Source organism: Marinobacter sediminum (genome assembly GCF_023657445.1).
GTDB lineage: Bacteria > Pseudomonadota > Gammaproteobacteria > Pseudomonadales > Oleiphilaceae > Marinobacter > Marinobacter sediminum_A.
This window is the reverse complement of record NZ_JAGTWY010000001.1, coordinates 337,433-351,446: the sequence shown is the minus strand read 5'-3', so window position 1 is coordinate 351,446 and position 14,014 is coordinate 337,433. Positions and strand designations below refer to the sequence as shown.

Below are 14,014 nucleotides of genomic sequence, written 5' to 3'. Positions count from 1 at the left end.
ATTTTACCGGTTACCGGCCGCCATTGCCATGATCAGGAAATAAGCGGCCTTTCATACTGCCGAATCAGGAACCCGATCAGCGCGTCTTCATCCAGTGGGTAACTGAACAGATTGCCCTGACACTGGGCGCAACCGGCCGATTTGAGGAAGCTCAGTTGCTGAGGCGTTTCCACACCTTCCGCTACCACCGTGAGGTGCAACTTGCGGGCAAGGGCGATAACAGCAGACGCAACGTCGGTCGCGCTAACGTTGTAAGGAATATCCCGGATAAATCGGTGATCGATCTTGACCACATCCAGGGGCAACTGTTGCAGCGCAACCAGAGAGCATGACCCCGTGCCAAAATCGTCAAGAATCAGACAAACGCCCAGGTCATGCAGTGCAACCAGTAACTCCCGGAGCATCCGAGGGTCCTCATTCAGAAGCTCTGCCGGCATCTCCAACTCCAGGCGTTCCGGAGACACCCCCGTCTCGGTAATTACCTGACGGATCATATCCAGAAAACCGGAATCAGTGAGCTGGCGCACTGACAAATTGACGGCCATCTTCAGGGATTCAAATCCTGCCCGCTCCAGAGCCTGAACCTGAATGCAGGCCTGACGTAATGCCATTTCACCCAGGCGCACAATGAGACCGGTCTCTTCTGCCAGACCAATAAACTGCTGGGCCGACACAAGCCCCTTTTCCGGATGATGCCAGCGCAGGAAGGCCTCAACACCAATTACCCGATTACTGGCCAAGTCCACCTTCGGCTGGTAATGCAGCGCGAAGCTGTCGCTCTCCAGCGCCGCCGCCAGCTCCTCCTGCTGCAACAGGCGCCGGGCTGCCTTGATATTCATCGCCGGAGTAAAGAACTGGCGGGTATTACGCCCCATATCTTTGGCCCGGTACATGGCCAGGTCGGCGTACTTCATCAGTGTGCCGGAGTCCTCGCTGTCGTATGGGATCATGGTAATGCCAATGCTGACCGTGATTCCGACCTCATGGTCATTCAGGCGAATTCTCTGACACAGGCTGCGCAGAATCCCGTCCGCCACCTTGCCCGCGGCATCCGGGCCGCTGATGCGGGACAGCAGTACAACGAACTCGTCGCCGCCCAGGCGGGCCACCGAATCCTCTTCACGGACACAACCCTCGAGCCACTGAGCAACCTGGCAAAGCAGCTCATCGCCGGCATTGTGCCCGAGCGTATCGTTAATGCGTTTAAATCCGTCGAGATCCAGAAACATCAAGGCAGCAGGCTCACCACTACGGCGGCTGCGTCGGACGACATGATCGAGGCGATCACGGAACAGCTGACGATTTGCCAGGCCGGTGAGCGGATCGTAAAACGCCAGACGGTGCAGCTCCGACTGAGCGGCTCTCAGCTGGGTAAGATCACGGAGGCTAAGCACAACGCCGTTTACACCAGGCACGGACAACATGGCCGTGTAGGTGCCTTCCATATCCCGCCACTGACCGCTGGCATCGCGAATTCGTGCCCGAATAACAGGCATCTGCTTACCCGGAGCATGCACCGAATCCTCAAACCCCTGCTGCAGCTGTGGCCAGTCATCAACATGCACGAGGTTTTCGAACTCCAGCAATGGCACCTTTTCCGGATCAAAACCGAGAATATCGAAGCTCGACGGGCTGGCATACCTTACCCGGCCTGACTTGCCCATAACCAGTGTTACGTTGGCAGCACCCTCGGTGATCGCACGGTAACGCCCCGCACTGATCTGGGCCATAAGCCGTGATCGAATAAGCGCCAGTACAAACAGGAAAAGTAGCCCACTTATTACGACACCACTGCCCAGAACAATGGGCGGCCGAGGGTCCGATGCCAGATAATCGAAAGCTGGCGTGGAGCGGGTCTGCAACAGCCATTCACGGCCGCCTGTCGTTAATGTCTGGCTCATCTCGAAACTGAACTCGTTGTCCAGGGATCCGAGATTCGAGCCGTACATCACGTTTTCCCTGTCCACCACGCCGTTGTCATAGATACGAACGTCAAGGAACGGGGCTATCAGCCCGACGATACCGTCAATCAGGTTATTCATTCGGAACGCGCTGAAGACATACCCTGCCAGCATCATACGGCGTTCGGCACGAATGTCCGGGACCTCGCCGCCCTGATAAACCGGGTAGTACATCAGGAAGCTGGCCTGGTCTTCCGCCAGCTCTTCCTGAACCAGAACAACCTTTCCGGTTACCGTCGGCATAGCATCATCCCGGGCTTTCTCCATGGCGCGACGGTGAACCGGATCACTGAACGCGTCATAGCCGAGTGCCAGGCGATTCCTTTCGGTACCCGGCTCAAGATAAACCATCGGGTAGTAATAGGGCCCGGACCCCAGAGGGTTGACCAGATAGTGATGAACCCCCTCAGCACGAACTGACGCTATGTGGTCGGCCATCTGCCTCACGCCAATGCGTTTGACATAACCAATACCCTGTATGCCCGGGTAGTAACGATCGAGATCAACCTTACGGGTGTATTCCCGCCACTGGTCCCGGGAGACACCACCGGCGACGGAAAACAGGCCGGCACTGCCTGCAAGGACCTGCTCATAATTCAGCAGGCGCTCTTCGATGGCTGTTTTGAGCTGAAGGGACTGGGTGCGAAAACTGGCTTCAGTGCGGTCTTCAACGAGCCGAATAGAAACCTGCCAGAGTATGACTGTGACGGCAATCGCCACGGAGAAAACCAGCCAGGCGCCCCAGGCGTTACGGAACTCCAGCAGTCTTCGGAGGGAGAGATCCTTCTTTTTCATTGTCTAATCTGGTCCATTCCATGGCCATGCTTTAGTTAATCCGAGCGAGTATAACAAAAGCCCCCGGATGTGTCGTTTTTGGCACATCCGGGGGCTTCCAGAAGGTTACTTTGTTGGCGGAACCAGACGGTTCAGGGCTTCATCACCAGATAAATAGCGCGCCCCTCTCTAACCACCCGCACGGAGACGGCACGATCGTCCGGCAACGCGGCAACGACGTCCCGGAAATCGTCAATGGACGCTATCTTTTCCCGGTTGATCTCGGTGATAACGTCTCGGGGACGAATCCCTGCCTCAAAGGCCGGACCGCGTGCAACATCAGTGACGACGACGCCACCCTGAACGCCCAGGGAATCCGCCAGTTCCGCCGGCACCGGCTTAACGGTCATGCCCAGAGGTGCTGCTGAGGAGCCGCTGTTCTCACCCGCCGGGGCAGGCTGCCGAGCACCGCTCTGTTCAGGCAGTTGACCAATCTCGACATCGACCACTGTTTCCTCGCCACCGCGGAGAATCGTCAGACGAGCCGTTTCACCAATCGGGGTCCGGCCCACCATTGGCGGCAAGTCGGAGGACAGCTGTACCTCCTCATCATCGTACTCAAGCACAATGTCACCGGATTGAAGGCCCGCGGCTTCCGCCGGCGACCCTTCCATGACTTCAGCAACAAGTGCGCCACGAGGGCGTTTGAGGCCAAAGGACTCTGCAAGATCACGGTTCACTTCCTGGATCAGCACACCCAGCCAGCCACGGGATACAGTGCCTTTGTCGCGAATCTGGCGAAAAACGCTCATGGCATCGTCGATAGGAATTGCAAACGAAACCCCCATGAAGCCGCCTGAACGGGTGTAAATCTGGGAGTTTATGCCAACCACATCCCCATCAAGGTTGAACAGAGGGCCACCGGAGTTGCCCGGATTGATCGCCACATCGGTTTGAATGAATGGCACATAGTTTTCAGAAGGCAGGGACCTGCCGAGGGCACTGACGATACCTGCCGTTACCGTGTAATCGAAACCAAACGGCGAACCTATGGCAAATACCCACTCACCCACTTTCAAATCGCGGGAACGGCCAATCTGCACAACCGGCAGGTCGTCGCCATCGTCAATTTTCAGTACGGCCATGTCAGACCGGGGATCGGTTCCGACCAGCCTTGCTGGAAGCTCTCTGCGATCGTTCAGGCGTACGATAATCTCATCGGCGCCCTCCACCACGTGATTGTTGGTAAGGACATACCCGTCCGACGATACGATAAAACCTGACCCCATGGAGCGACGGGGCTGGGCATTACCCGGACCGCCCCCGAACGGGGACTGCTGTCCGCGAAAGAAATCCTGAAAAAACTCGGGAAGCTGCTCAAGCTGACGTTCGTTGAATGGCAGACCATGGAAACCCGTGCCACCATTTTTGGGCGTCGTTGTCGTACTGATATTGACCACCGCACCGGAGTTTTCCTCAACCAGCTCGGTAAAATCAGGCAGGCTCCGGGCCGCGACGCCCTGACTCCAGAAAACCGTCATCATGACGGACAGCATCAGCAGAGCGCCCAGCGCCCTGCGCATTTGGAAGGCAGGCGAAGGTTGGGCAACCTCTGTCATTGTACTCGGCATGTTGAACCCCTCGTTTTTCATGTGACCACATCCAGTGTTGAGATCGGCAGGCGGTTTTTCAACTTACAAATCGGTAGGGTTTATGGACAGGTTCCGGAGGGTATACGATTGATCCTCAGGAGCCGCGGCTCGTACCGTTGTTCCCCGCGCCCCTGCAGGTGACGGCTCGAAACGAAGCCCACAACGAGCCCTGCCAGCGCGCCCGCCATAGCCCAGATGTCCTGCCCACCGGACAGACGGTGCCCAATAATACTGGCAACAACCATCAGAACGAGCGGAAGGGCGTAGACAATCAACGAAGCCCCAAGCAGTGCGCTCTCATCAATGCCAATGGTGACTTCATCACCCACCTGCGCCTCAACGGCATTTTCCACCAGCACCTGATTGGCTCGCCCTCCGGTTGCCGCCGCCAGCACTTTCTGACCGCAGCCACTCCGGGCGGAACAGCTCTGACAGGCACTGTTTTGAATGGTCTGAACCCAGGCATAATCACCTTTGAGGGCAACGACCTTCCCTGTTTCTGTAATCATTGGTCAGCCGAATTCAGTGCAAGGGCGTCATCCACCTGGACCGATTCCGCTACCTGCCGGGCAGTTTTCGGCGGCACCTCACCTACAACCGTCACCATGAATCGCGCCCCGCCAGCCTCAAGTTCTCGCATATACACCGTGGTAGCGCCAATGCGGGATGCTCCAACCGGCATCCGGACCTTACGTTCGGGCTCAACAAACACTGAAAAAGCCGCAACGCCATCAGAAAATGCCACGGCCTTACCTTTGCCTGACCTCGGTGCAGCAGCCGGCACAAAACCCTCCGGGTGCCAACCGAGCTCCCACCCCTCCATAGGGGGCATGCCAAGTCCCGGGTTCCCGGCAGGGTCATCGAGTTTACGGGCAACCTCACGACCTTCCGTGCGTATCTCAAATTCACTGTCGGAAATATCATCGGTAATATCCAGGCTGGTAAACTGGAAGTGCTCCAGAACCTTTCCTCCCGGTTCACCCACGTTGCTCTTTACCAGCAGGCCCGTGGATTTTTCCAGCCACAACCTGTGGCTATAGCGATAGGCATCCCTGGCTGCAAGCGCGATGATTACCGTCTCGTATCCGGCAACACGATCCTCGCCCACGAGCTCGGAATGGTACCAGCGACCAAGGGGCATCAGCTGATTGGAAAACGCCTCGGCAAACGGGCCGGAAGGAATGATCTGGTCCAGTTTGACACGACCCTGTTCCGGCAGGACACAAACGACGTTCATACCCTTCCGAACGATCTCGCCACTGCCACCGTCCTGGAGCACCAGACGCTCCTCTATCATGCCCTCGTTGTAACGGTGAGCAATACGCATGGAATGGACACGATCTCCCCGGGCGTAGACAAACACGCCGCGATAGGAAGTCATGTTGAGAGCAGGGCCAAGGCGCTCGAGCCAGTACTCAGCCTGGCCTTCATCACTGGCGACGGCAGGCTTCGACACGGCAAGCAGAACTGCGGTCACCACCAGCAGCCCTGACAACCCGTGCTTCAACGCGCCAAAACCCGATTTAAACATGCATACACCTGCCCAGAATCATTAATGGCCGTTTCCGGTAGCACTCACCAGCCGGGCATAACCGACCGAACCCTGTCCGGCACCAACACTATTATGCTGAGCGTGCTCAAGGAGGTAACGACTCATATATTCCCACTGTTCTTTATCAAGGCCCTGCAGTGCCACCTCGCGTACTGGCTTGGTCACTGCCTGCTCAACAGGGTCGGCCACAGCAACCGCTGATTCGACGGGGACATCAACGGACTCCCAGCCCGCGCCCGCCCCGAACCCCACGAGAAGTGCCACGGCAACCATGGCAACGGCCGGCCACTGCCATCTCCGCGCTAACCTGTTGCCTGCCGCTTCCCGGTCAACCGGGAGTCTTGTGCGACCATCAAGCGCCTCCCGGACTCCGGTGCTGACGTCCACACCATCGGCCGGAGAGTGACTGCTGTGCATGAGATCACGAACCTGCTGCCAGCGCTGCCACTGTTCGCGAACCTCATCCTGGGTGTCATGGGACAGCAGGCGCCGAACCGAAAGCTCGTCGGCCTCGTCGTCCATCATTGCTGAAAGCGTTTCTCTGAGACGATCATCCATGGAGTGTAACCTCAATTAAGTCACTGAATGATTAAGCAAAGGCCCGAGATGCCGGTCAACCGCATCACGGGCTCTGAAAATACGCGAACGCACGGTACCAATCGGGCATTCAAGAATCCGGGCAATGTCCTCATAACTCAGCCCATCGTACTCCCGGAGCAAAAAGGCCGAACGCAATTCCTCTGGCAGTCTGGCTATCGCTTCGGAGAGCGCCGCCTGCAGCTCTTCCCGCTGCATCAAGCGCTCCGGTGAGGCAACGTCCCGAAGCCGGCCACCATCATCAAAATTCTCGGCGTCGACAACATCCGCACTCCCCTGGGGACGTCGGGCGCGCGACTCCAGAAAGTTCTTGGCGGTGTTAACCGCAATCCGATAAAGCCAGGTATAAAAAGCGCTGTCACCCCGGAAACGATCCATAGCCCGAAAGGCCTTGACGAAAGTTTCCTGCGTCAAATCCATTACTTCCTGACTGTCGTAGACGTACCGGCTAATGATTGACGCGACCCGTGACTGGTACTTGACCACCAACAGGTCAAACGCAGCACGATCACCGTTCCGCACCTTGCGCACGAGCTGGAGATCGGTCTGGCTGTCGGAATGTTCACCCTGTCGCTGTTCTTTATCAGGAGTCATGGACGGTGTGCCGGATTTCCCTGTTTTCCTGGCCAACTGACTGGCCTGCGCGAGATTGGTTCGAGTCATCATTGCTGTCCGGCGTCCGTTAAAAGAAGGGGTAATGCCACTTCAAAAGCGGTTTTCCCTGTCAGGCCAAATAGACAGCAAGCACAAAGTTTAGTTCAATAGACACTTCCATTATGGCCTGCGATCAAGACCCAATGCCACAGTCCTATGAATTCGATGTTCTTGTGATCGGCAGTGGTGCTGCCGGTCTTACCGTTGCACTCAACCTGCCGGAGCATCTTCGCATCTGCGTCCTGAGCAAGGCCGCGATTTCCAGCGGTGCCACTCTCTGGGCCCAGGGTGGCATCGCAGCGGTGCTGGATGATCAGGATTCGATCGAAGACCATATCCAGGACACCCTGGCCGCAGGCGCGGGACTCTGCCATGAAAACGCCGTTCGCTTCACGGTCGAGCACGGAAGGGAAAGCATTGACTGGCTGATCAATTCCGGCGTTGATTTCACGAAAGACGACAACGCCCAATATCACCTCACCCGGGAGGGCGGCCACAGTCATCGTCGCATCATTCATGCGGCAGACGCCACCGGTCATGCGGTATCCACTACTCTGGCCGAGCAGGCCCAGGCAAGGTCCAACATCCAACTGATGACCAGCCGGGTTGCCGTGGATCTGATTACAAACCGCAAGCTCTCACTTCCAGGTAACCGCTGTGTCGGTGCCTATATCCTCAATCTTGAAGACAATCATGTGGAGCTGTTCCGGGCAAGGTTCACCGTGATTGCCACCGGGGGCGCCTCCAAGGCCTACCGGTACACTACCAATCCGGACGGCGCCTCGGGCGACGGAATCGCCATGGCCTGGCGGGCCGGCTGCCGGGTTGCCAACATGGAATTCAATCAGTTCCATCCGACCTGTCTGTACCACCCTCACGCGAAATCCTTTCTGATCACGGAAGCGGTGCGTGGCGAAGGCGGCCAACTGAAGTTACCGGATGGAAGTCGTTTCATGGACCGGTTTGATGACCGCGCCGAACTGGCACCCCGGGATGTTGTCGCGCGAGCCATAGACCATGAGATGAAACGCCTGGGTGCCGATCACCTGTACCTGGATATCAGTCACAAGCCGGCCGACTTTATCAGGCATCATTTCCCGACGATTTATGAAAAGTGTCTGGAATTTGGTATCGATATCACGACGGAGCCCATTCCCGTAGTGCCCGCGGCTCACTATACTTGCGGGGGTATCATCACCGATGAGCGGGCCCGCACGGATATCAACGGGCTTTACGTGGTTGGTGAAGCCGGCTTTACCGGCCTGCATGGCGCCAACCGCATGGCCAGCAACTCTCTGCTGGAGTGCCTTGTCTATGGCCGTTCGGCCGCCCGGGACATTGCCCGAAGAGAGGCAGATATCCCGTCACCACCGGAAGCGCCGGGCTGGGACGAAAGCCAGGTTCGGGATTCTGACGAAGACGTTGTCATTTCCCATAACTGGGACGAACTTCGCCACTTCATGTGGGACTATGTCGGTATCGTCCGAACGACCAAGCGATTGCAACGCGCCAAGCACCGGGTCGATCTGCTATCCCAGGAAATCGGCGAGTTCTACAGCAACTACCGGGTATCCAACGATCTGCTGGAACTGAGAAACCTGGTGACCATATCTGACCTGATCATCTGTTCGGCGTTGCAGCGCAAAGAGAGCCGGGGCCTGCACTACACCCTGGACTACCCGGGATTACTCAACGAGGCCAACGACACCGTACTGGTTCCAACCACGTATCGTACGCTGTTGCCCTGACCTCATTCCGGTATAAATACATACTCAGACCAAGCTAACGGAACCCAATATGTCAGATTCTTCCGCCACGACCGACAACTCAGCTTTCAACCGTCTCTGGTGGCATAGCCGTCGGGGAATGCTTGAACTCGATGTTCTTCTGATCCCGTTCGTTGAAGAAGCGTACCGGGATCTACCCGCCGAAGACCAGTCCCGTTACGAGAAGCTGCTCACCTGTGAGGACACCGATATGTTCGAGTGGTTCATGCAGCGCAGCCGCCCGGAGGATCCCGATCTGCAACGCATGGTTGATATGATTCTGAACCGTGTCCAGCCGGATTGAACTAAACCTTTCTCCTTCCGTTGCTGTCGGCATATTGGCCACCCTTCCCTGGCTGGTATTACTGATTTTTATCGTCATTGCCGCAGCAACCGGTAAAGGCTGGCTGGCGGCAGGTATTCCTATCACACTTATCGGAGCGTTTGCCCAATACCGGAACAGCGGTATGCTCCGCGGCGCCTCCTCAGTTGGCGCACTGAGACTGAAAGATGAACAACTCTATGCCAAGCTTGTGGACGGCCGTCTTATTCCCGTGACCGCCGGGCCAAACAGCCGAGTCGGGGCGCGCCTGGCCCTCTTGAAACTTCGCCCCGTCGGCACCAGATTACTTTCATATTCCGCCATTCTTCTGGCCGACACAGCCGGCACCCACGGCAATGTGCCCGAGGATGAATTCCGTCGCCTGAGAGTGTGGCTCCGACTGGGCCGGTCTCAGCCAACGTCAACGTGATGCCATGACCTGGAGTACCCCATGACTGACACAGATAACCCTGTTTCAGCCGCTACCAATTCCGCCAGTGAACTGGCTGACACTCCCTTGCCGGAAACCGGCTGGGCAGAACTCACCAATCGTGTTCTTGTTCGCATCAGTGGTTCCGGTGTCGATAAATTCCTGCAGGGCCAGTTCAGCCAGCACCTTGATGAAGTGGTTACCGGCCACTCCCCCCGTGCGGCAGCAGCAACGCCCAAGGGCCGTGCTTATTGCCTGACCCGTATGGTCCGGGACGAAGGCGATATCTTGATGGATCTGGATTCCGGCCTGGCCGAATCCACTCTCACCCATCTCCGCAAATACCTCATGCTGTTCCGGGGAACGTCTGCAGACGTTATGGATGAAGGTCGGGTAATCGGTCTGCTTGGCACCTCGGCCGCAGAAACCCTGGCTGGGCAGAGCCTTTCCGGACTGGAACAACCTGGAGATACTTTAAAGCTTGCGCAAGGCCACCTGATCCGTGTCGAGCCGACGGCGGAGGGACAGTCCCGCTTCGAGCTCTGGCAGACCGGAGAAGCAAAACCCGAACTGGACAGGAAGACTGAATTGCCCATGGCTGACTGGCATGCGTCGGAAATCGCAGCCGGTATTGCCTCGTTGACCGAAGCCACTAAAGAAGCCTTCGTTCCGCAGATGTTGAACTGGCAGCATGTCGGCGGCGTGCACTTTAAGAAAGGCTGTTATACCGGTCAGGAGGTTATTGCCAGAATGCATTTCCTCGGCCAGTTGAAAAAGAGCCTTTATCGCTTCCGTCTTGAACAGGCCGACGGCTCCCCTGAGCCCGGGACAAGCGTTCTTTCCGGAGAGCGTGCCGCCGGAACGGTGGTCCGTGCGGTGAAATTTCACAATGGGGCTTGTGAACTGCTTGCAGTCGTCCGACATGATGCGGCGGAAGCCTGTCTCACTATTGATGGCATGCCCAACCAGGCCCTTTCCCGGCTGCCCCTCCCCTACGCTGTACCGGAAAGGGAAAAAAGCCCACAGACAGATACATAAGTTGACAGGCAAGCGCCTCGTAATTTGCTATAAAAGGGCTCACATTTTTGATTTTCAGGGTGCCGGCCTTTCATCCCAACAGCACCCAACTCTGACAAGCGGACTGTTACTGACCATGTCGAATATTGTCGAAACCATCAAGACCGATCTGATTACCGCCATCGAGACTGACAAGCTGGTTTTACCCACCCTGCCGGAAGTCGCACTGCAGGTTCGGGAAATCGCAGAATCTGAAGACTCCGCCATTATTGACCTGGTCAAGGTAATCAGCAACGACACCGCGCTTTCGGCACGTATCATCCGGGTATGCAACAGCCCCCTGTTCCGCGGCAGCCGAGCTATAGAAAACCTGAACATGGCCGTCAGTCGCCTTGGCATGGCGTATACCAGTAACCTGGCGATGGGCCTGGCCATGGAACAGATGTTCCAGGCGACGTCAGACATGGTCGACAAGCGCCTGCGTGCGACCTGGCAGACCAGCACCGAAGTAGCCGGTGTATGCCATGTGCTCGCCCAGCACTACACGAAATTAAAGGCGGACCAGGCAACACTGGCAGGCCTGGTTCATCTGATCGGCGTTTTGCCCATTCTGCGTTACGTTGAAGACCAGGATATCCAGATCAGCAGCATCATGCTCGATAATGTGATTGATGAACTGCACCCGCGTCTGGGAGCTGCCATTCTGAAGAAGTGGGATTTTCCAAAAGAGCTACAGAATGTACCTCTGGAATACGCCAACTTCCAGCGCGAGGTACCGTCTACGGATTACGCAGATCTTGTCATGGTGGCCAACCTGCAGCTGGTTGCCGGCACTGATCACCCATGGACTGAAATGGACTGGAAAACCATTTCCGCCTTCACTCGCCTGGGGCTCGATCCGAATGTCGATATTAGCGAGGAAGAGGATCTGAATGCTCAGATGGAAGCAGCCATGGCGCTTCTGCAGTAGGAATCACTTCCTGTACCGGGCAATCAGTTCGGCTTTGGAGGGCAGCGCCCAGTTAATGGGTTGCTGCCCTTTTTGTTGTAACCAGTCGTTGGCGCAAGAGAAATGTTTGCAGCCAAAGAATCCCCGGTAGGCGCTCAGGGGTGAAGGGTGAGGGCCATCAAGCACAAGGTGCCGGTTGCGATCAATGTGCTGCCCTTTTTTCTTCGCATAACTGCCCCAGAGCATGAATACCACGCCTTCACGTTCGCGGTTGATGGTTTCAATAACCCTGTCCGTGAAGGTTTCCCAACCCTTACCCTGGTGCGCACCCGCCTGCCCCTGTACAACGGTGAGCACACTGTTGAGCAACAACACTCCCTGCTCTGCCCAGGGCTGGAGACAGCCGTGATCCGGAGGCTCGACGCCCAGATCACCCTGGATTTCCTTGAAGATGTTGACCAGCGAGGGCGGAGGCGACACATCGGGACGCACAGAGAAACAGAGGCCATGAGCCTGGCCAGGCCCGTGATAGGGGTCTTGCCCCAGGATAACCACAGACACCTTGGCAAGGGGCGTACTGTTCAGGGCGTTGAAGCAATGCTGCCTGGCAGGAAACAGGACCTTCCCGGACTGCTCCTCTTCTGCGAGAAACTCCGCCAGCTCGCGCATGTATGGCTGACGGAATTCACCGGAGAGATGTTCCGACCAGCCCCGGTCAGGCCTGAGCTGGCTTGCCAGTACCTCAACCGGGTGCATGGTTATTCCCCGCCGTCAGCTTCGTGATGCTCGACCTTGTGTTCCGGACGCATGTGCGGGAACAGAATGACGTCACGAATGGACGGTGAGTTGGTCAACAGCATGGCCAGACGATCAATACCGATGCCTTCGCCAGCGGTCGGTGGCAAACCATACTCAAGCGCCATGACATAGTCTTCGTCATAGAACATGGCTTCATCGTCACCGGCATCTTTTTCGGCCACCTGGGCCCGGAAGCGCTCCGCCTGATCCTCAGCATCATTCAGCTCCGAGAACCCGTTGGCGAGTTCCCGGCCACCAACAAAGAATTCGAAACGCTCGGTCACAAACGGATCGCTGTCCTTGCAGCGGGCCAATGGCGACACTTCCTTTGGGTAGTCGGTAATGAAGGTCGGCTGAATCAACAGATGCTCTGCTGTCGCCTCGAAGATTTCAATCTGAACCTTGCCCAGGCCCCAGGTATCTTTAAGGTGAATCCCCAGGTTACTGGCCACGCGGCGGGCACTGGCTTGGTCGCCAAGCTGGCCGGCCTGAATATCCGGGTTGTGCTCAAGGATCGCTTCGACCACAGTCATGCGCCTGAATGGCTTACCGAAATCGTATTCCACGGTTTCCACATCACCATTGGCAAGCTCACGGGTGTTCACGACAGTCGTGTTGCCGAGAACCTCCTTCGTGATCTGACGCAGCATATCCTCGGTCAGATCCATCAGGTCGTTATAATCCGCATACGCCTGATAGAATTCCACCATGGTGAATTCCGGATTGTGCCGGGTGGACAAACCTTCATTGCGGAAGTTGCGGTTGATCTCGAACACCCGCTCGAACCCGCCGACCACCAGACGCTTCAGAAACAGCTCCGGGGCAATGCGCAGGTACATATCGATGTCCAGCGCGTTGTGATGAGTCACGAACGGGCGTGCCGTCGCGCCACCGGGGATCACTTGCAACATCGGCGTTTCCACTTCCATGAAACCGCGGGCGTTGAAATAGTTACGCATGCTGCTGATCAGGCGGGTACGCGCCAGAAATACCCTGCGGGTATCCTCGTTAACCATCAAGTCGACGTAACGGTGGCGATAACGGGCCTCCATATCCGTCAGTCCCTTGTGTTTCTCCGGCAGCGGACGCAACGACTTTGTCAGTAGCACGTACTCGTCCATGGTCACGTAAAGATCGCCCTTGCCGGACTTCGTCAGGGTACCGCGGACGCCGACGATGTCGCCCAGATCCCAGTGCTTGGTGTCTTTCTGGACATGTTTGGTCGCGTAGATCTGGATCCGCCCGCTCATATCCTGAACAACCTTGAACGCCTTACGGTCGAGCATCATGCGGCCAGCGACAGCCACTTTGATATCCAGCTTCTCCAGCTCTTCCTTGCTCTTGTCACCGTATTTTTCCTGCAGTTCAGCAGCGGTGCTGTCGCGACGAAAGTCATTAGGGAACGGATTGCCTTCCGTACGCAGCTCGGCCAGCTTTGCGCGGCGCTCGGCAATCAGCTTGTTATCCTCGTGCTGGGTAGCGCTGTGGGATTGTTCAGTCATGTTGGCTCACTAAAGATCGGGATTTATCCGGGTTTACGGT

13 protein-coding genes are annotated in these 14,014 nt (G+C 56.9%); 5 read left to right on the top strand and 8 right to left on the bottom strand.

The window, feature by feature from the left end; genetic code table 11:
• Positions 1-32 precede the first annotated feature (32 nt).
• The 6 genes from KFJ24_RS01725 to rpoE all read right to left on the bottom strand — a co-directional run bounded on the left by KFJ24_RS01725 (position 33) and on the right by rpoE (position 7,199).
• Entirely contained in the window at positions 33-2,756 is a 2,724-nt protein-coding gene (locus tag KFJ24_RS01725; protein WP_250829367.1) for a bifunctional diguanylate cyclase/phosphodiesterase, read from the bottom strand.
• A gap of 131 nt (positions 2,757-2,887) precedes the next feature.
• Positions 2,888-4,366 (bottom strand): DegQ family serine endoprotease, encoded by a 1,479-nt coding sequence (locus tag KFJ24_RS01720; protein WP_434967992.1) that lies wholly within the window; start codon positions 4,364-4,366, stop codon positions 2,888-2,890.
• A gap of 80 nt (positions 4,367-4,446) precedes the next feature.
• A complete protein-coding gene (locus KFJ24_RS01715; protein ID WP_250829365.1) occupies positions 4,447-4,896 on the bottom strand; it encodes a SoxR reducing system RseC family protein in 450 nt (149 codons plus the stop codon).
• Complete coding sequence (locus KFJ24_RS01710; RefSeq protein ID WP_250829364.1) at positions 4,893-5,918, bottom strand: MucB/RseB C-terminal domain-containing protein; 1,026 nt, start codon at positions 5,916-5,918, stop codon at positions 4,893-4,895. Before KFJ24_RS01710 ends, KFJ24_RS01715 begins: the two co-directional genes overlap by 4 nt.
• A 21-nt stretch (positions 5,919-5,939) precedes the next feature.
• Positions 5,940-6,497, bottom strand: coding sequence for a sigma-E factor negative regulatory protein (locus KFJ24_RS01705; protein WP_250829363.1), 558 nt, complete (start codon positions 6,495-6,497; stop codon positions 5,940-5,942).
• A gap of 15 nt (positions 6,498-6,512) precedes the next feature.
• Positions 6,513-7,199, bottom strand: coding sequence for an RNA polymerase sigma factor RpoE (rpoE, locus tag KFJ24_RS01700; RefSeq protein ID WP_284709140.1), 687 nt, complete (start codon positions 7,197-7,199; stop codon positions 6,513-6,515).
• Between the two features lie 134 nt (positions 7,200-7,333).
• Between rpoE and nadB the strand changes: the two genes are divergently transcribed.
• From nadB to KFJ24_RS01675, 5 genes are all read left to right on the top strand, one after another.
• Positions 7,334-8,938 (top strand): L-aspartate oxidase, encoded by a 1,605-nt coding sequence (nadB, locus tag KFJ24_RS01695; protein WP_250829362.1) that lies wholly within the window; start codon positions 7,334-7,336, stop codon positions 8,936-8,938.
• A 49-nt stretch (positions 8,939-8,987) separates the two neighbouring features.
• On the top strand, positions 8,988-9,260 hold the full coding sequence (locus KFJ24_RS01690) for a succinate dehydrogenase assembly factor 2 (RefSeq protein WP_250829361.1): 273 nt from the start codon (positions 8,988-8,990) through the stop codon (positions 9,258-9,260).
• Positions 9,244-9,708, top strand: a complete 465-nt coding sequence (locus KFJ24_RS01685; RefSeq protein WP_250829359.1) for a hypothetical protein — start codon at positions 9,244-9,246, stop codon at positions 9,706-9,708. The genes KFJ24_RS01690 and KFJ24_RS01685 overlap by 17 nt, the downstream gene beginning before the upstream one ends.
• A gap of 21 nt (positions 9,709-9,729) precedes the next feature.
• Positions 9,730-10,746, top strand: a complete 1,017-nt coding sequence (locus KFJ24_RS01680; RefSeq protein ID WP_250829358.1) for a YgfZ/GcvT domain-containing protein — start codon at positions 9,730-9,732, stop codon at positions 10,744-10,746.
• A 115-nt stretch (positions 10,747-10,861) separates the two neighbouring features.
• The gene (locus tag KFJ24_RS01675) at positions 10,862-11,695 is read left to right on the top strand and encodes an HDOD domain-containing protein (protein ID WP_250829357.1); all 834 of its coding nucleotides are present in this window, start codon (positions 10,862-10,864) and stop codon (positions 11,693-11,695) included.
• A gap of 3 nt (positions 11,696-11,698) precedes the next feature.
• On the opposite strand, the gene ung is transcribed toward KFJ24_RS01675, so the two are convergent.
• Together ung and lysS are read right to left on the bottom strand one after the other, a co-directional pair.
• Complete coding sequence (ung, locus tag KFJ24_RS01670; RefSeq protein ID WP_250829356.1) at positions 11,699-12,430, bottom strand: uracil-DNA glycosylase; 732 nt, start codon at positions 12,428-12,430, stop codon at positions 11,699-11,701.
• A gap of 2 nt (positions 12,431-12,432) precedes the next feature.
• Positions 12,433-13,974, bottom strand: coding sequence for a lysine--tRNA ligase (gene lysS, locus KFJ24_RS01665; RefSeq protein ID WP_250829354.1), 1,542 nt, complete (start codon positions 13,972-13,974; stop codon positions 12,433-12,435).
• Positions 13,975-14,014: the final 40 nt, after the last annotated feature.